The organism is Marinobacter sp. ANT_B65 (assembly GCF_002407605.1).
Taxonomy (GTDB): domain Bacteria; phylum Pseudomonadota; class Gammaproteobacteria; order Pseudomonadales; family Oleiphilaceae; genus Marinobacter.
The window spans coordinates 1-16,533 of the sequence record NZ_NXGV01000005.1 but is presented as its reverse complement, the minus strand read 5'-3'; the positions used below and the strand labels follow the sequence as shown (position 1 = coordinate 16,533).

Annotated in this window: 17 protein-coding genes and 2 rRNA genes; 8 read left to right on the top strand and 11 right to left on the bottom strand. The window is 53.9% G+C overall.

The features are described from left to right. The 5 genes from CPA50_RS17470 to ftsY all read right to left on the bottom strand — a co-directional run bounded on the left by CPA50_RS17470 (window position 1) and on the right by ftsY (window position 5,092). Window positions 1–924, bottom strand: coding sequence for an NAD(P)-dependent oxidoreductase (locus CPA50_RS17470; RefSeq protein WP_096783829.1), 924 nt, complete (start codon window positions 922–924; stop codon window positions 1–3). A 154-nt stretch (window positions 925–1,078) separates the two neighbouring features. Beyond that, a complete protein-coding gene (rpoH, locus tag CPA50_RS17465; RefSeq protein WP_096783828.1) occupies window positions 1,079–1,939 on the bottom strand; it encodes an RNA polymerase sigma factor RpoH in 861 nt (286 codons plus the stop codon). Between the two features lie 221 nt (window positions 1,940–2,160). Next, window positions 2,161–3,174 carry a permease-like cell division protein FtsX gene (gene ftsX, locus CPA50_RS17460; RefSeq protein WP_096783827.1) on the bottom strand — a complete coding sequence of 338 codons (1,014 nt, stop codon included), beginning with the start codon at window positions 3,172–3,174 and terminating at the stop codon, window positions 2,161–2,163. Further along, window positions 3,164–3,853 (bottom strand): cell division ATP-binding protein FtsE, encoded by a 690-nt coding sequence (gene ftsE, locus CPA50_RS17455; protein WP_096783826.1) that lies wholly within the window; start codon window positions 3,851–3,853, stop codon window positions 3,164–3,166. Before ftsE ends, ftsX begins: the two co-directional genes overlap by 11 nt. A 27-nt stretch (window positions 3,854–3,880) precedes the next feature. Then, window positions 3,881–5,092, bottom strand: a complete 1,212-nt coding sequence (gene ftsY / locus CPA50_RS17450; RefSeq protein WP_096783825.1) for a signal recognition particle-docking protein FtsY — start codon at window positions 5,090–5,092, stop codon at window positions 3,881–3,883. Between the two features lie 160 nt (window positions 5,093–5,252). Between ftsY and rsmD the strand changes: the two genes are divergently transcribed. Next, window positions 5,253–5,912 carry a 16S rRNA (guanine(966)-N(2))-methyltransferase RsmD gene (gene rsmD, locus CPA50_RS17445; RefSeq protein WP_096783824.1) on the top strand — a complete coding sequence of 220 codons (660 nt, stop codon included), beginning with the start codon at window positions 5,253–5,255 and terminating at the stop codon, window positions 5,910–5,912. Here the strand turns inward: rsmD and CPA50_RS17440 are convergent. Next, window positions 5,888–7,066 carry a fatty acid desaturase gene (locus CPA50_RS17440; protein WP_096783823.1) on the bottom strand — a complete coding sequence of 393 codons (1,179 nt, stop codon included), beginning with the start codon at window positions 7,064–7,066 and terminating at the stop codon, window positions 5,888–5,890. The two genes, rsmD and CPA50_RS17440, sit on opposite strands and share 25 nt — an antisense overlap. Window positions 7,067–7,226: 160 nt before the next feature. On the opposite strand from CPA50_RS17440, the gene mutM reads away from it, so the two are divergent. From mutM to CPA50_RS17415, 5 genes are all read left to right on the top strand, one after another. Next, on the top strand, window positions 7,227–8,039 hold the full coding sequence (gene mutM, locus CPA50_RS17435) for a bifunctional DNA-formamidopyrimidine glycosylase/DNA-(apurinic or apyrimidinic site) lyase (protein WP_096783822.1): 813 nt from the start codon (window positions 7,227–7,229) through the stop codon (window positions 8,037–8,039). Between the two features lie 191 nt (window positions 8,040–8,230). Then, complete coding sequence (gene yrfG / locus CPA50_RS17430; protein WP_096783821.1) at window positions 8,231–8,956, top strand: GMP/IMP nucleotidase; 726 nt, start codon at window positions 8,231–8,233, stop codon at window positions 8,954–8,956. 41 nt (window positions 8,957–8,997) lie between these two features. Beyond that, window positions 8,998–9,405 (top strand): ribosome-associated heat shock protein Hsp15, encoded by a 408-nt coding sequence (gene hslR / locus CPA50_RS17425; protein WP_096783820.1) that lies wholly within the window; start codon window positions 8,998–9,000, stop codon window positions 9,403–9,405. 57 nt (window positions 9,406–9,462) lie between these two features. Continuing rightward, complete coding sequence (gene hslO / locus CPA50_RS17420) at window positions 9,463–10,317, top strand: Hsp33 family molecular chaperone HslO (RefSeq protein ID WP_096783819.1); 855 nt, start codon at window positions 9,463–9,465, stop codon at window positions 10,315–10,317. Window positions 10,318–10,490: 173 nt separating this feature from the next. Beyond that, window positions 10,491–12,026 (top strand): phosphoenolpyruvate carboxykinase, encoded by a 1,536-nt coding sequence (locus tag CPA50_RS17415; RefSeq protein WP_096783818.1) that lies wholly within the window; start codon window positions 10,491–10,493, stop codon window positions 12,024–12,026. Between the two features lie 78 nt (window positions 12,027–12,104). Here CPA50_RS17415 and CPA50_RS17410 read toward each other — a convergent pair whose 3' ends face one another. Genes CPA50_RS17410 through CPA50_RS17400 form a run of 3 tightly spaced genes read right to left on the bottom strand, consistent with a single transcriptional unit; the run spans window position 12,105 to window position 14,109 of the window. Continuing rightward, complete coding sequence (locus tag CPA50_RS17410; RefSeq protein ID WP_096783817.1) at window positions 12,105–12,410, bottom strand: hypothetical protein; 306 nt, start codon at window positions 12,408–12,410, stop codon at window positions 12,105–12,107. 4 nt (window positions 12,411–12,414) lie between these two features. Further along, window positions 12,415–13,587: a lipase family protein gene (locus CPA50_RS17405; RefSeq protein WP_096783816.1), complete on the bottom strand. Its 1,173-nt coding sequence runs from the start codon at window positions 13,585–13,587 to the stop codon at window positions 12,415–12,417. Window positions 13,588–13,596: 9 nt separating this feature from the next. After that, a complete protein-coding gene (locus CPA50_RS17400; protein WP_143750766.1) occupies window positions 13,597–14,109 on the bottom strand; it encodes a DUF6795 domain-containing protein in 513 nt (170 codons plus the stop codon). Between the two features lie 415 nt (window positions 14,110–14,524). Between CPA50_RS17400 and CPA50_RS17395 the strand changes: the two genes are divergently transcribed. Together CPA50_RS17395 and CPA50_RS17390 are read left to right on the top strand one after the other, a co-directional pair. After that, complete coding sequence (locus tag CPA50_RS17395; protein WP_096783814.1) at window positions 14,525–15,400, top strand: M15 family metallopeptidase; 876 nt, start codon at window positions 14,525–14,527, stop codon at window positions 15,398–15,400. Next, window positions 15,397–15,894, top strand: coding sequence for a hypothetical protein (locus CPA50_RS17390; protein ID WP_096783813.1), 498 nt, complete (start codon window positions 15,397–15,399; stop codon window positions 15,892–15,894). The genes CPA50_RS17395 and CPA50_RS17390 overlap by 4 nt, the downstream gene beginning before the upstream one ends. Before the next feature lie 198 nt (window positions 15,895–16,092). Here the strand turns inward: CPA50_RS17390 and rrf are convergent. Both rrf and CPA50_RS17380 read right to left on the bottom strand, forming a co-directional pair. Beyond that, window positions 16,093–16,207, bottom strand: a 5S ribosomal RNA gene (gene rrf / locus CPA50_RS17385). An 84-nt stretch (window positions 16,208–16,291) separates the two neighbouring features. Then, window positions 16,292–16,533 (bottom strand): 23S ribosomal RNA (locus CPA50_RS17380); the annotation flags it as partial.

Below are 16,533 nucleotides of genomic sequence, written 5' to 3'. Positions count from 1 at the left end.
TCACTCCTTTCGATCTGATTTTAAGGGGGAGACATTTGCCCCCAGTCGGGTACTGTTAATATGCTCCAGTTCCAGAAGCAGGCCGCTGTGATCTGCATCACTGTGACCATTGGCAACCAGAGACAGGTATTCATTATGCACCTGTTGCGCCAGCGGCAGAGTCAAACCTTCTGCGCGAGCTTCATCCAGAATCATCCGCATGTCTTTTAGCTGAATGCGTGCAGGTGCACCGGGAGCAAAATCCCGGTCAATCATGCGCTGACCGTGCAGATCCAGAATCCGACTGCCAGCAAACCCACCCATCAAGGCTTCGCGAACTGCTGCCGGATCCGCGCCACCCCTGGCGGCCAGCAACAGGGCTTCAGAGACCGCCCCTATGGTTATCCCGACAATTGCCTGATTAGCCAGCTTGGCCAGCTGCCCGGAACCCACAGGGCCAATCCTGGTGCACTTGCCCAACCTGTCAAACACCTGCAGAGCCCTGGATACATCTTCCTCAGAGCCTCCAGCCATAATACTCAAGCGAGCTTCCTGCGCTCCCAGGGTGCCACCGGAAACCGGAGCATCCAGATAACCCAGACCTTTCTCAGCCGCAAGTGCCCCGTGACGACGAGCCACTGAAGGCTGGATGGAGCTCATATCGATCACCAGGGCCCCTGGCGTCATGGCATCCATAGCTCCACTTTCAATCATCACCTGCTCCACCACATCGCTGTTTTCAAGCATGGTGATAACAACATCTGCAGTTCGCACAGCTTCAGCGGGAGTGCCGGCAACGGTTGCCGCACTGGCAAATGGCTCACATTTGCCGGCAGTGCGATTCCACAAGGTCATCGGGAAGCCTGCATCCAGCAGGTTGCGGGCCATCGGAGCACCCATCAGGCCAATACCGAGGAACGCGATATGAGGAAGTTTTTTGGTCATAGGAGTGAAACTCTATTCAGCATCAGTAAAGGAGACGACCGGGCCAGCCCGACCGCCTCTATAACGTGAGTGTTCATTACACACTATAAAAACAAAAAAGCCACCAACCTGAACGGCGGTGGCTTTTCTGAGCACTTCAGGATAAATCGACGGGTCAGGCAGCTTCGACCATCTGCAACCGGATTTTTTTCATCGCATTCTTTTCGAGCTGGCGAATACGTTCTGCGGATACACCGTATTTATCAGCCAACTGATGCAGCGTTGCTTTACCTTCAGACAACCAGCGCTCACGCAGAATATCCTGGCTACGCTCATCAAGCGTTTCCAATGCCTGCATCAGGCGCCCGTTAGAGTCCTCCGTCCAGTCAGAGTTTTCAAGCTGAACAGCCGGGTCGCTACGGTGATCTTCCAGATAATGCGCCGGCGCCTTGTAAGCACTGTCGTCGTCATCATCCATAGGACCATCAAAAGCGGTGTCATGGGAAGACAGACGGCCCTCCATTTCCCGAACAACTCTTGGCTCGACACCCAAGTCCTCCGCTACTGCGTGCAGCTCAGAGTGACTCAACCAGGCCAGCTTTTTCTTCTGGCTACGCAAATTGAAAAACAGTTTACGCTGTGACTTGGTGGTTGCCACTTTCACAATGCGCCAGTTACGCAGAATGAACTCGTGAATTTCTGCCTTGATCCAGTGCACGGCGAAAGAAACCAACCGGACACCGTATTCCGGATTAAAACGCTTGACGGCCTTCATCAGGCCTACGTTACCTTCCTGAATCAGGTCTGCCTGTGCAAGACCATATCCGGAATAACTACGGGCAATGTGAATAACAAAACGCAGGTGAGACAAAACCAACTGACGCGCAGCATCCACATCTTCATCGTAATGGAGGCGCTCCGCCAATTCCCGCTCTTCATCCACGGTCAATACCGGAATACGGCTCGCGGCCTGTATATAGGCCTCGAGATTTGCGCCCGGAACCAGTCTTTCAATAAGTTGTAAGCTCGTACTCATGCTTTAACCTCCGAACCTGACGATCGCATAGAGCATGCGAATAGGTCTTAGACCGCCAAGAACCTAAAAAGTTCCAAAATTTCCCAATAAAACGTTTTAAATCAACAAAATGGGAAATTCACCATGGCTATTCCTATAGATAAGAAACTACTCCAAAACAAGCTTCCTATTCAATACGGTATTACCACAATTTCAATACAATATTGTCACAATTCAAATCATCAGCCGCCGGCAATTTCTCCCGGCTCAATGTCATCCAGATGGCGCTTTACCGCGACCCAGGCGCCCAGCCAGCCTAGCAGCATCGCTGAAATAATCAATGCAAGCCCACCGTCAAAACTCAGACCGTTGAGCGAGAAGTCACTGCGATACAGCCCCGCCAGACGTTCGACAGGACCACTCAGCCACCACAGCGAAAGCTGCAGAAGTATCCATGCAACAACGCCACCGCCCAAACCAAACCAGGCGCCCGTATACAAAAAAGGCCGACGCACAAAACCGTCAGTCCCGCCAACCAGCTTGGCCACCAGAATCTCATCACGGCGACTTTCAATGGACAACCTTACGGTATTGCCAATCACCAGTACTACAGCCGCAGCCAGCAGTATTGCCAGGGCCCATACAGCTCGCGCAAGCAGGTCAGTCATGGCATTGAGACGCTGCAGCCAACCCAGATCCACCTGAACCCTTTCGACCCCGCCCATTCCTTCAATAAAGGTCACCAGCGCAGCAACACCCTCGGCAGACCGGGCATTCTCCTCGGGGGTGATCAGCAAGGTGTGTGGCAACGGGTTCTCATCCAGGTAATCCAGAGCTTCGTCAAGGCCGGATGAAGCCCGGAATTCTTCAAGCGCCCGATCCCGGTCTATCAGTTCCAGCCCGGCCACACGGCCATCCGACCCTATCTCACTGGCAAGCTCCCGAGTCTGCTCAAGGCTTGAATCCAGCTGCATATAAGCGGTTACACGGGCGCTGCTCTCCCAGCCGGCACTCACCCCCTGAAGACTCGTTAATAGCAATAACAAGGCCACAGGCAACGCAAGTGCAACACCCATAACGGCCCACGTCATCAAGCTTGCTACCGGCGTGCGCCACATGCGCACAGCACTGTCACTGGCCACTTTACGATGATGGACGAAATAAGATTCTGCCTGCTCACGCCATGGCGACCGGGAGACCCTTGCCCCACGGGCAGGATCCGGTTTGCGCGACCTGAGCGTTGGATCAGCGGCCACCGGAACCTCCTTGCAACGGATTCCCGCCTGCAATCAGATTGCCGTGGTCCAGCGTCAATATACGCCGTCCCATTTCGTTGATCAGGGCAATATCGTGACTGGCAATCAGTACGGTTACACCCACCTGACTGAACTGGGCAAACAGGTTCATGATGTCTGCAGACAGCTTCGGGTCCAGATTTCCGGTCGGCTCATCGGCCAGTAGCAAGGGCGGCTTGTTCACCACCGCACGGGCAATTCCCACGCGCTGCTGCTCTCCACCAGAGAGCTGTAAGGGGTTCATTTTTTCCTTGCTAAGCAGGCCAACCTTATCGAGCGCTGCGCGCACCCGCCGGCCCGTATCACGGGGAGACGCACCCATTACTTCAAGCGGCATGGCTACGTTATCGAACACTGTGCGATCAAAGAGTAACTGATGGTTCTGGAACACCACACCAATATGCCGGCGAATATAGGGAATCTGGCGCCTTGGCAGGCTATTGAGCACCTGTCCACCGACAACCACTTCACCAGCACTGGGTCGCTCCATAACCATGAGCAGTTTAAGCAGGGTGCTTTTGCCCGCACCGGAATGCCCGGTCAGAAATGCCAGCTCACCGCGCCCCAGGTGAAAATTCACCTGGCGCAGCGCAGTATGGTCGCTGTCGTACCGCTTGGTCACCTGACGGAATTCGATCATAGCGGGCTACTGCTCCACAAAGCCGGGTTATTCGGCAAACAACGCATCAACGAAGGTTTCAGCGTCAAAACTGCGCAGATCATCAACCTGCTCACCAACGCCGATAAAACGAATGGGAAGCTGTAACTGGCGGGCAATCGCAAACACGATACCGCCTTTAGCGGTGCCGTCCAGTTTCGTTAAGGTAATCCCACTAACGCCGACAGCTTTCTGGAAAACCTGAGCCTGGCTCAGGGCATTCTGCCCCGTGCCGGCATCTAGCACGAGCATCACTTCGTGGGGGGCGGTTTCATCCAGCTTTTTCATTACCCGGACAACCTTTTCCAGCTCGCTCATCAGGTTGTCTTTGTTCTGTAATCGGCCAGCAGTATCGGCAATCACCACGTCCACACCGCGGGATTTACCCGACTGAATCGCGTCGAAGATCACCGAAGCACTGTCAGCCCCCGTGTGCTGGGCCACGACAGGAACATTATTACGCTCCCCCCATACCTGGAGCTGCTCAACGGCAGCCGCACGGAAAGTGTCACCAGCCGCCAGCATTACTGACTTGCCCTCGCTCTGGAATTTTTTGGTGAGCTTGCCAATAGTCGTGGTCTTACCGACTCCATTCACACCAACCATCAGAATCACGTATGGCTTTTCAGCCGAGTCCAGAGTCAGCGGCTTTGTAACGTCCTTGAGCAGTCCCTGGAGTTCATCTCGCAGGGCTTTGCGCAAGGCTTCGCCGTCCTTGAGCTGATTGCGCTGAAGTTTTTCTGTGAGGGACTCAATGATTTCCGAGGTTGCGGTAACACCCACATCCGCCATCAGCAGCGTGGTTTCAATATCTTCCAGCAGATCTTCGTCAATTTTCTTACCAACGGAGAACAGATCTGCCATACCGCCGGTCAGACCTGCGCGGGTTTTTCCCAGCCCCTGCTTTATCCGCTCAAAAACACTCAACTGAGGCGCAGATTCAGGCTCCTGAGCTTTTTCCGGCTCAGGTTCTGGTGCGGGACTGACCTCTGGCTCGACCGCTGCCGTTATTTCAACGGTTTCCTCAGGCACGGGCTCAGGGGTGGTTTCTGCGGTTTTCTTCTCAGCCAGTGCCGCAGGCGCCGGGCCTCTCGCGGCCTCCGGTTTGCGTTGGGGCACAGGCTTCGGCCGCGGCACACGGCGACGGTTGCTGGCGATATCCAGAACAAACACGAACACAAGAAGGGCCAGGAGGCCGACTGAAATCCACTCTGCCATCATAAAGTCATACCATCAGTCTGAATGGGCGGGACAAATTAGAGCGCACATTCTAGCAGAGAGTCTGCGGGAAGTGAGGATCGCGTAGATTGTCATGGGCGGCGTGGTTTCCGCTAAGATACACCACACACAGTGAACGTGATCCGCTTCCGGAGTTAACAAGATGACCCGCAGAAAATCCGCCGGCCCGCGGCCCCCAAACACCCACCCAAAGGGAATCGCCCGGGGGAAGAAGCAAAATCAGAGCGCAGCGGGGGAACTGCGCATAATCGGCGGTGACTGGCGCAGCCGGAAACTCCGGTTTCCCGATGCCGGCGGTGTGCGCCCGACGCCGGCGCGCACGCGGGAAACCTTGTTTAACTGGCTTTCATTTCACCTGGCGGGCAGCGATTGCCTGGACCTGTTTTCCGGCTCGGGAGCACTGGGGCTGGAAGCGCTTTCCAGAGGCGCGACACAAGCCACGCTTGTTGACAACAATGCGGCCCTCGCAACAGCTCTGCGGGACAACCTTCGGCTGCTTGGTTCCGATGCAGGCACGGTGATATGCGCTGGTGTGGACGCCTACCTCAGCCAGCGAAACCGGCAACCGTTCGACATCATCTTTATGGACCCACCGTTCCGACAGGGCTGGCTGCCCACCCTCTTTCCCCTGCTGGACACTCAAGGCTGGGTAAAACCCGGCGGCTGGGTCTACGTAGAACATGAGAGCGAAATCCAGGCACCGGATGCGCCTTCCACCTGGCACCTGCACCGTCAGAAAACTGCTGGCCAGGTTACTTACTGTTTATACCGGGTAGCTCAGGCCGCCGGACGCAACGAGTAAGCCCGCAAGTGGGCAGCAAAGTCTTCCAGATACCGGATGCCGCTGGCCTCAGCCTCTTTGCACCACTCCATCAGTGCCTGCAGCTTGTCCTGAGGCTTGAGTCCACGCTGGCGCCAAAGGGCCTGCAGCTCATGACTTTTCTCATAAATCTGGCGTAAAACCGCATTACTCTCCAGAACCGATTCCAGAGTTTCCTTCTCGCGCGGCTTGATCAGCGTTACTTCACGTGACAGAAGCTGCTTTAACTTGCCGTAGCCGGAACGGATTTCTTCCTCCATCAGGCTCTTTTGCTGACGCAGCACCGGCTCCGTTACCCGCTTGCGATACTGGCGCATGATATCGAAGCGGTTATTGGCAATGGCCTGCACCGTTTCCACATCCACATCCTGTTTTCCCGGAATATAATGCGCAATTGGCCGGTATCCTTTGGGCTTCGCCAAGCCAAACAGCTGGAACAGCCGAATGTACCCCCAGCCAATGTCCACTTCATACCAGCGGCGCGAAAGTTTGGACGAATTCGGATACGTATGGTGGTTGTTGTGCAACTCCTCACCGCCAATCAGCAACCCGAATGGCGAAATATTGCGGGCATTATCTGCACACTCAAAGTTCCGGTAGCCCATCCAGTGGCCGACACCGTTTACTACACCGGCAGCCCAGAAAGGAATCCAGGCCATCTGTACTGCCCATATCCAGATTCCGTGCACTCCGAAAAGTGCCAGATTAATCACCGCCATCAATACAATGCCCAACATCTTGTAGCGGCTGTATACCTTTCGCTCAATCCAGTCTTCCGGAGTCCGCTGGCCATACCGCTCAAGCGTCTCGGGCGTAGCTGCCGAGGCATAGAGCTCGGCGCCTTCAAAAAGTACTTTTTTTATCCCGAGCACTACCGGGCTGTGTGGATCTTCAGCGGTTTCGCATTTGGCGTGATGCTTGCGGTGGATCGCTGTCCATTCTTTGGTATTCTGCGCAGTAGTCAGCCACAACCAGAAGCGGAAGAAGTGCTTAAGAGCAGGATGCAGATCCAGTGAGTTGTGAGCCGAATGGCGATGCAGATAGAGCGTCACACTGATAATAGTGATGTGCGTCATGCCCAGAGTTACCAGAACGAGCTGCATCACCGACAGGTCAAGGAGACCGTTAAACCACATATTTAATCCTCAATTCGGAATCTGTGGCGACTTAAAAGACACCAACAGCCTTACTCTAGCGTACAGGTGTTAGCTAAAACAACAGACCTTAAGCTCAATTTTGTTACTGTTCACACATACGCGCCATCACACGCCACAAACCCGACCGGAGACAGGCTGAGTGCCCGAATTACCCGAAGTTGAAACCACAAGACAGGGAATAGCACCCCATTGCGAAGGACAAACCATCACCCGGATCCAGGTGCGCAATGGAAATCTGCGCTGGCCAGTGCCCGGGGATATAGCCGCGCATATGGAAGGCCGGGTTATCCGCACTGTTGATCGACGGGCAAAATACCTGTTCCTGAACCTGGACCAGGGCACAGCCATCATTCATCTCGGTATGTCCGGCAGTCTTCGCATCATCACCGACAACACCCCGGCTCAGACACACGATCATATCGATCTTCTGTTACATTCCGGTGTCATTCTGCGCTTTAATGACCCTCGCAGGTTCGGTTGCTGGCTCTGGACTGACGCAGCAGAAACCCATCCGCTGATCGCCAGTCTCGGACCCGAACCGCTGTCACCTGAGTTTAACGGCAGGATGCTGTTCCGGTTATCCCGGAGCAAAAACACTCCGGTAAAATCGTTCATTATGGACAGCCACGTGGTTGTTGGAGTGGGCAACATCTACGCCAATGAAGCCTTGTTCAAAGCCGGGATCCACCCCCGCCGTAAAGCCGGGAGGATCAGTCTGGATCGCTATAACCGGCTTGCGGAGGGCATCAAGGAAATTCTGAGCGCCGCAATCCTGATGGGCGGAACCACCCTCAGGGATTTCGTGAACAGCGACGGGAAGCCGGGCTACTTCGCCCAGTCATTACTGGTTTATGGCCGGGCCGGTGAGCCCTGCCCTGAATGCGAAATACCCTTGAAAGAAATCCGCCTGAGCAGCCGGTCCACGGTTTACTGCTCCCGCTGCCAGCGATAGTTGCGTACTACCCCCCCAAACCACGCTGGAATACGCGGCCTGAACCGAAAATCCCATTTAAAGAAAGTGTGAAACCAGGGGTCGGGCTTCAAGACACGACCCTGGTATTGCAGAGAATCAGTAACATCCAGACTTGCCTCAGATCTGGATCTGCGGCAGCCTGAAGAAAATTTCCCAGGCTGTTTTTGTTTATGATTAACTGGACATCCCTCGATACCGTGTTCCTTGACATGGACGGAACACTGCTTGATCTGCACTTTGATAATCATTTCTGGCTGACACATCTGCCCCAGCGTTACGCCGAACACTATGACCTGCATCCTGGAGAAGCCCGAACCCAGCTGATCAACATGATTATGGCCGAGAGAGGTACTCTAAACTGGTATTGCACCGACTACTGGAGTGAACGGCTTGCCATGGACATCACCGGACTCAAATCTGAGGTCGGCGACCGCATCGGCTATCGCCCTCATGTGGCTGACTTTCTCCAGGCACTCAGGAAAACCGGCCTGAAATCCGTGATCGTAACCAACTGCCACCCGGATCCACTAAAACTCAAGTTGCAACGTACGGGCCTGGACGGCTTCGTGGACAGCATTGTTTCCAGCCATCAACTCGGCAAACCCAAAGAAGACGTAGAGTTCTGGAAAGACCTGCAGCAACTGGCACCCTACAGGGCCGCGACAACGTTAATGGTAGATGACAGCTTCCCGGTACTGGAAAGTGCCCGATCCGCCGGAATAGCCCAATGCCTGGGCATTCTGGCACCGGACAGCAAACAAGACCCCCGCGAAACCCATCCCGACATACCCTGCATCCATCACTTTAACGAAATCCTGGGCTCCATCCTTCAGCAAAGACCCCTGGACCAGCAGAGGCCTCCTACCCAGAAAAGCCCTCTGCCATCTGCAGGCTGAGAGCGCTATAATCCCGACATACGCCCATCAGGTGAGGAGACATGACGGCATCTACTTCAGACGATCAACGGGTAAGGCTCGATAAATGGCTCTGGGCCGCACGTTTTTACAAAACCCGCTCCCTGGCCAAAGAAGCTGTAGAAGGCGGCAAAGTCCACTACAACAGCCAGCGTTGCAAACCTGGCCGGTTGGTGGAGCCCGGCGCAACACTCACCCTGCGCCTGGGGTTACTTGAAAAGGTTGTTGTCGTTGACGATGTAAGTGAACGCCGGCGCGGCGCACCTGAAGCACAAAAGCTTTACCACGAAACTGAAGATAGCATTAAAAAACGGGAAGACCTTTCGTGGCAGCGTAAAACCATGCAAGCGGCTCAATTGCCACCAGCCCGGCGACCTTCCAAGAAAGATCGTCGCAATATTCAACGATTCCGTGATCAAAACGGTATCTGAACAGACAGTTCTGCCGTCATTTATCGATGCAAGCACCCAGTTTTCAGGAGAACCAGCATGGCATCCCGCGATCAGTTCCAGCGTTTTATATTTGAACACAGCCAGGTGCGCGGAGCCTGGGTGCAGCTTGACGAAAGCTATCGTGAAATCACCAGCCAGGCACCTTACCCGGAGTCCATACGGGGCCTGCTCGGCGAAGCCCTTGTGGCAAGCATTGTGATGAGCAGCAGCCTGAAATTTGAAGGCACCCTGTCCATTCAGGCACAAGGAGAAGGCCCGTTACGGACACTGATGGCGGAATGCAGCCATGACCGGAAAATTCGTGGCCTGGCCCGATTTGATGAGCATGCAATAAGCGAGGAAAGCTTTCACAACCTGCTGGGCGACGGACGCATGGCCATCACCATTACCCCGCAGCAGGGCAACCGCTATCAGGGAGTGGTCCCCCGGGAGCGCGACAGCCTCGCAGGCTGCATTGAGGAGTATTTCGAGCGCTCAGAACAAATTCCCACCAGCCTGTTCCTGTTTTCCAGTGAACATCGCGCCGCCGGCCTGATGCTTCAGCGCCTGCCCGGAGCAACTGACGAAGATAATGAGCTCTGGGAGCGGGTTAATCACCTTGCACGCACTGTAGAAGCAGATGAGCTGTTGGAACTGGACAGCGAAACCCTGCTGCACCGCCTGTTCAATGAAGAAACCGTACGACTTTTTGATGCTGAAAACGTGGCTTTTCACTGCAGTTGCTCCACAGAAAGAACGCTCAACGCGCTTGAAGCCATTGGCAAGGAAGAGTGCTACAGCATACTGGAGGAACAGGGCTCCATAGAGATGGATTGCCAGTTTTGTCACGCACACTATCGGTTCGATAGAAATGATATCGACCACCTTTTTACTGGCCATACGTTACACTAGGCTGACTAAGCATTCGCACAGAAGCCTGCAAACACGCGGCTTCTGGAGCAGTCGTTTTTTACCGGCGCATCTGGCATAATTACGCGCCTGAATTGACCCGATTGTTCAGTGTTCCGCCAGCTTTCAGGGGGAGGTCTGAGCAATCACTAAGACATCCCGAGGGCGAGGTCGAAGTGAGCAACACTTATAATGATCTGAGTACAGCACGGCTGGTCGAAGAAGCACTGGCGCGTAACGAAGGCCAGCTAGCTGCCAACGGCTCACTGGTTGTAAAAACCGGAAAACGTACCGGACGATCCCCAATGGATCGTTATATCGTTGAAGAGCCTAGCACCTCTGACGACATCCACTGGGGGCCGATCAACCGCCCTTTCGACGCCGAGAAATTCGACGCCCTGTGGGATCGCGTAGAAGCCTACATCGCTGAAAAAGACAGCTTTGTTTCCCTGGTTCACGTCGGCTCCGACCCCGAACATTATCTGCCGGTCAAAATGACCACCGAGACTGCCTGGCAGAATCTTTTTGGCCGTAACCTTTTTATCCGCCCGGAAGTCTACAACCAGGCAGACAAACAGGAATGGCAGGTTCTGAATGCCGCCAATTTCGAATGCGTGCCGGAACGCGACGGAACCAACAGTGAAGGTTGCGTGATCATCAACTTTGCACGTCGCAAAGTGCTTCTGGCCGGAATGCTTTATGCCGGTGAGATGAAGAAAGCCATGTTCTCCGTGCAAAACTTCCTGCTGCCGGAAAAAGACGTTCTTCCAATGCACTGCTCAGCCAACGTAGGCGAAGATGGCGAAACCTGCCTGTTCTTCGGCCTGTCCGGCACTGGCAAAACCACGCTATCTGCTGATCCCCATCGCTTCCTGATTGGCGATGACGAACATGGCTGGGGCCCCGGCACTGTCTTCAACATCGAAGGTGGCTGTTACGCCAAGTGCATTGACCTCAGCAAGAAGAACGAACCGATCATCTGGGACGCGATCCGTTTCGGCGCAATTGTTGAGAACGTAACCATTGATCAGGAAACCCGCGAGCCGGATTACAGCGACGTATCCCTGACCGAAAACTCCCGTTGCGCCTACCCGCTTGAGCACGTAGAAAAGCGCGTTCTGGAAAACCGGGCCGGCGAACCGTCGCACATCGTCTTCCTTACATGTGACATGACCGGAGTACTGCCTCCCGTGTCCATACTGAGCCGCGAAGGCGCCGCATACCACTTCTTGAGTGGCTACACGGCTTTGGTTGGCTCTACGGAAATGGGGTCATCATCCAAACTCAAATCTACCTTTTCCACCTGCTTTGGTGCGCCCTTCTTCCCACGTCCGGCCGGCGTATACGCCGAGCTGCTCATGAAGCGTATCGATGAATACGGCAGCAAGGTCTTCCTGGTCAACACTGGCTGGACAGGTGGCCCGCACGGAGAAGGTACTCGCTTCAGCATCCCGACAACCCGCGCCATCATCAGCGCGATTCAGAACGGCGACCTGGACGATGTGGAAACCGAGCACCTGCCTACCCTTAACGTAGATGTGCCCAAGCACATACCGGGCGTAGACTCAGGTCTGCTGAACCCACGTAATACATGGGCCAGCGCCGACTACTATGATGGCAAGGCCAAGGAACTGATCACTCAGTTCGTGGAGAACTTCAAGAAATTTGATGTTTCCGACGCAATTGTAGCTGCCGGTCCGAAACTGAAATAAAGCTTTCGGGCACAAATAACTCTGTTATTGAGTTTTTTGTGCCCGAAATTTCAAGTTACCCCCGCAATAAAACACAGTTCAATCCAGATATACGAACAGCTCTCTGTACTCAATTTTGTCTGCAATATCCACGATTAACTTGTCCACAGTATCCGGCACAGCCCAAGGCTTTTGGTAGACGTACAGCCAAAGCTCCGTCAGCAGATTGGCGAAGGGGTCCTGCTGTGCATCAAGAATCGCACGCAATGCTTCCCTGGCATAAGTGGCGTGAGGCAAGAATGCCTCACTTTCCGGCGCGCCAGATTCATCAAGTCTAGGTGTAGCCGTGAAAACGACTGTCTGATTCAACTCATTACGCAAATAGAACGAATCATCTAACGACATAGAATTATTCCCAGGTCCCCCGCAGGGCGCTCTGAACAGCCCGATAGAGCGCCATTACAGTTTTATCAAAAACCCAGCGAATAAAAGTGAAGGTTAGCTCCCCCACGGTGTTTACGGGCATCCGAGCAAATGCCAGCATATGCCCTAATAAGCCACGAGCCTGATCTGCCAACTTCTGAGACGCTGCTGCAATCTGTTGAATAGTTCTGGCAAGTAGATCGTAGAACGTAAGGGTTGAACTGATCGCAGCCTGTGCCAGCACAGCACCATAGTAGCCCGCGTCTTTCAAAAGGGTAATCAGTGCTGCAGAGATACGCTCAGCCCAGTACGACGAAAATGAAGCCTCATTGCGACGCTCATAATCCAACCGAACTGGCTGCTTTAAATAGTCCAGTGAGCTCTGATGAAGCCGAGACCAATCATGGGTGTTGGCAGTATTCCTGTAGCCTGGCCGCTTGCTTTTACCCATCCCATGAGCATCAACACTGATCCCTGAACCGTTATCCAGACGGTATTCAAAACCATTTACAGGTGCATGAATAAACGGCCAGAGCGGCACATTGGGCACAGGGTCCGCACCGTGAGTACAACGAAACATTCGAGCCGTTGCATGAGTAGAGCGCTGAGCAAATCCATCAAGTCCGACTCTCGGCGCCCCGAAAGTATACAAATTAACCGGCTTGCGATAATGATCTTTAATCCAGTCCGCAGTCAGAGAGGCAAGCGCGCCACCAAGACTGTGACCAACACAGTGGACGCCCTGCACTCCGCTTGAAGCCATTTGTGGAGCCAGCCTCGACTCAATACCGGACCGCATACTCTCAAAAGCTGTATTAAAACCTGCATGCACAGTGGAGCCACTTGAGCAGGTTGAGTACCCTACATTGCCGTTGGTCAACCAATCATGACCATCCTGAGTGCCACGTATGGCTACTACCTGATGCCCCTGAAAGCGACCCTTTCCATGACCGACCAAAGCAAAGCCCGACGTTTTTGAAAACAGCCCGAAAAAGCCCCCCGTAGTGCCGGCTACTGGCCCATTGGAGATATCAATATCAAAGGAGGCTTTTAGCTCTTGGCTCTTTTTCAGGCCAAGATTCGGAATAGTGCTTGGAGCTTGAATTTCGTATACCAGATCCGCCAACTCTGCGGCAAGGCGTGGTGAAAGTGCCAGCATATCATGTCCTTATGGTTTAATTTCCCACCTACATATACTACCGATAATGTGCTCAAAACCGGGATTGTCCGGAATCGGAAAATAATGATCAGTTTCCTCATTAGCAATATCGCAATCAAGAGCCCCCAGAAGAGCCGTAATCACAGGTTCCGGCACAACTTGATCTGTTGTGTACTGCCACAATATATAAAATTCATCCTGATACTTTGCCGCCACCACCTGACGAAGCCGAGCTTCAATCAAGGGCTTGCCTGGGGTACTCGAACGAGTGGTCCATTCGGAAAAGGAAAAACGCCCATCAGCATCGGTAATAACCGTTTCGGTTTCCACCTCGTCGTATGCCGCCTCCCTGATAACCTCCACACCTTCCAGAGGCTTACCGTTCTGCAAGAGGCGCCCCTCAACAGGGGGGAAAAGGTGAACATCATATTTTTTAAGAAATCCAAACATACCAGCGTAGACTCCCGTCGCAACCGAGGCGGCCAATACAATAACGGACAAAATACAGAAGCGCTTAAGCACGACAACACCGTCCCGGAAAAGAAGGCACAGAGTCAGCAGATGAAGAACATTGGCATTTCAAGACGGGGCACTTTCAACCTTATTCACGGCATACCGAAAGTGACTATATGTTCCTGATCCCTGAACGTGACGCCTTCCTGGCTAATTTGAAAATCAACGTTAGTGTAGGTTGAATCGGGTGTCAATTGTTGGAGAAGTTATTTTTTATTAGTGAGTAATGTGCAGCCTAAAACGTCATTGACAGCCTTGAGAGTGCCCCCTATTGTCCATCGCAGGAGTCTGCCCCCGATCACACGGAGTGATCTCACCAAACCGCCTCTTTCCTGCTGGTCATGGTGCAACTCCCTACAGAAACTCCACGGACCCGGTCACTGGCGGACTCTGCCTCTGATCTGAAGACAGATAAGGATATCCAATGGCAACACCTTCACCCTTCGGCCCATTCGAGCTCAAAAATGGTGACAGCGACAAAAAACAGATCTGGGGCGGTCATAAACGCCCAAACGTCGCGACCTATATAACCTCATTGCAGGAAGCTCTTCAGGCACTGGACATCCCCCTGACCCTCGTGGATGGGGAATTTGGCCCTGGCACTGAACGTGCGGTCAAAATGTTCCAGTGGTGTCTCTCTGCACATTCTTACAGACGATTCAATCAATCTCTGGTTACCGACACCCAAAAGGTGACCCAGGCTCTGAACGGGCGCCTGGATACCCAGACATCCAGAGAACTCAGCCGCTGGCGAGAACAGGGATACACCAGCACCGGCGATCTTGTAAGGCTGGACAGCAAACAACTCGACCACGTTGAGGTTGGCGACGGCTTCCGGGTACTGAGCCACGCCTCGGTTCGTGACGACGATGTGGTAATAGCGGCAGCCGCCGTAGACCTGCTTACCACTGCCAACAAGAAAGCCGGAGAACGCTCGGTGAAAATCGTGCTGAATCAGGCCTTCCGGGTGCACGGTGCTCCAGTTTCCGGATCAGTGGTTCCTCCTGCAACCCGCTCACAACACCTGATTGGCCACGCCATCGACTGCAACATTGTTGACGGTAGCAACTGGAACAACAGTCGCACTTTTGCCGCCGGTCGCCAGTCCGAAGGAGCCACCAATTTTATCAGCGATCTGAAAGCTGCTGGCTTTCGCTGGGGCGGAGATTTCTCTAATCCGGACACCCCCCACTTCGACAAACGGCTGGACCCTTACGGGCTTGCTTACGAATTCAAGTTTTTCTTCAATCAGCGCACCATTTCCAACAATCTGCCTATCCCGTTAAAGAGCCTGAAATGACCATGAAACTGCTACGTTCATCAATCACTCTGGGTCTGGCACTCCTGATATCCGCCTGCGCGTCGGCCGGCACCTCCAGCCAGTCAATGGCGGAAGCCTGGGTCTCTGGCAAGGCCATCGTAGTTACCCTCAACCCCAACCCAGGCAACACCGATGAGGCCTATGGCGACTTCGCCTATTACCTTAACGACTTCGCCGCCTCCGCTGGTGACAACTGGGCCTTTTTTACTCAGAACTCACAGGCAGCCACCCCCGCACTTCCGATCGAGCTTAACGTCGCTGCCACGCCTCGCTCTGTACTCTTCGTTAAACAGGGAGCGCCGCACGGCTATCTCTATCCCGGCCCCATTCTGGAGCCTCAGGTATACGACTTTGTCCAGCGGCAGTTTGAAGGTCGAGACATTCCTGATTACCTCTATCAGTTCAGCCCGGATGAGGTACAAGTGAAGTGGGAGGATCAGAGAGGGTTACTCAGGGTTGATGCAAAACCTTAACTCTGGTGACGGCCTCAGACCATAAAGCTCAATATATAGCGAGGTTGCCCCCCCGGTAAACCGCCAGGTTCTGACAAACCACGAGTGGTCTATCGGGTTGGGGTACCGGTGTAGCGCCAAAGCCATCAATGGCCAAGAACGATAAAAAGACAAAAAAAACCCCCTGCGGTGTTCCGCAGGGGGTTTTTGGTATTAAGAGTCTGACGATGACCTACTCTCACATGGGCAATGCCACACTACCATCGGCGCAGGCCTGTTTCACTTCTGAGTTCGGGATGGGATCAGGTGGTACCAGGCCGCTATGGTCGTCAGACAAAACGGTCGATCACTGGGGGATGAGAGAGAACAGTAATAATGATTTTTTCGTTGCGAAATCCGCAATTGTCTTGGGTGTTATATAGTCAAGCCGCACGAGCAATTAGTATCGGTTAGCTCAACGCCTCGCAGCGCTTACACACCCGACCTATCAACGTCCTGGTCTTGAACGGCTCTTCAGGAGGCTCAAGGCCTCAGGGAGATCTCATCTTGGAAGGGGCTTCCCGCTTAGATGCTTTCAGCGGTTATCCTGTCCGAACGTAGCTACCCAGCAATGCCTCTGGCGAGACAACTGGAACACCAGCGGTTCGTCCACTCCGGTCC

Coding starts and splice junctions, on each gene's coding strand:
- CPA50_RS17395 (WP_096783814.1), top strand. CDS start 14,525: ATGGCAACACCTTCACCCTTCGGCCCATTCGAGCTCAAAAATGGTGAC.
- CPA50_RS17390 (WP_096783813.1), top strand. CDS start 15,397: ATGACCATGAAACTGCTACGTTCATCAATCACTCTGGGTCTGGCACTC.
- CPA50_RS17410 (WP_096783817.1), bottom strand. CDS start 12,410: ATGTCGTTAGATGATTCGTTCTATTTGCGTAATGAGTTGAATCAGACA.
- CPA50_RS17405 (WP_096783816.1), bottom strand. CDS start 13,587: ATGCTGGCACTTTCACCACGCCTTGCCGCAGAGTTGGCGGATCTGGTA.
- yrfG (WP_096783821.1), top strand. CDS start 8,231: ATGATTAACTGGACATCCCTCGATACCGTGTTCCTTGACATGGACGGA.
- ftsY (WP_096783825.1), bottom strand. CDS start 5,092: ATGATGGCAGAGTGGATTTCAGTCGGCCTCCTGGCCCTTCTTGTGTTC.
- rsmD (WP_096783824.1), top strand. CDS start 5,253: ATGACCCGCAGAAAATCCGCCGGCCCGCGGCCCCCAAACACCCACCCA.
- hslR (WP_096783820.1), top strand. CDS start 8,998: ATGACGGCATCTACTTCAGACGATCAACGGGTAAGGCTCGATAAATGG.
- ftsE (WP_096783826.1), bottom strand. CDS start 3,853: ATGATCGAATTCCGTCAGGTGACCAAGCGGTACGACAGCGACCATACT.
- CPA50_RS17440 (WP_096783823.1), bottom strand. CDS start 7,066: ATGTGGTTTAACGGTCTCCTTGACCTGTCGGTGATGCAGCTCGTTCTG.
- CPA50_RS17470 (WP_096783829.1), bottom strand. CDS start 924: ATGACCAAAAAACTTCCTCATATCGCGTTCCTCGGTATTGGCCTGATG.
- rpoH (WP_096783828.1), bottom strand. CDS start 1,939: ATGAGTACGAGCTTACAACTTATTGAAAGACTGGTTCCGGGCGCAAAT.
- hslO (WP_096783819.1), top strand. CDS start 9,463: ATGGCATCCCGCGATCAGTTCCAGCGTTTTATATTTGAACACAGCCAG.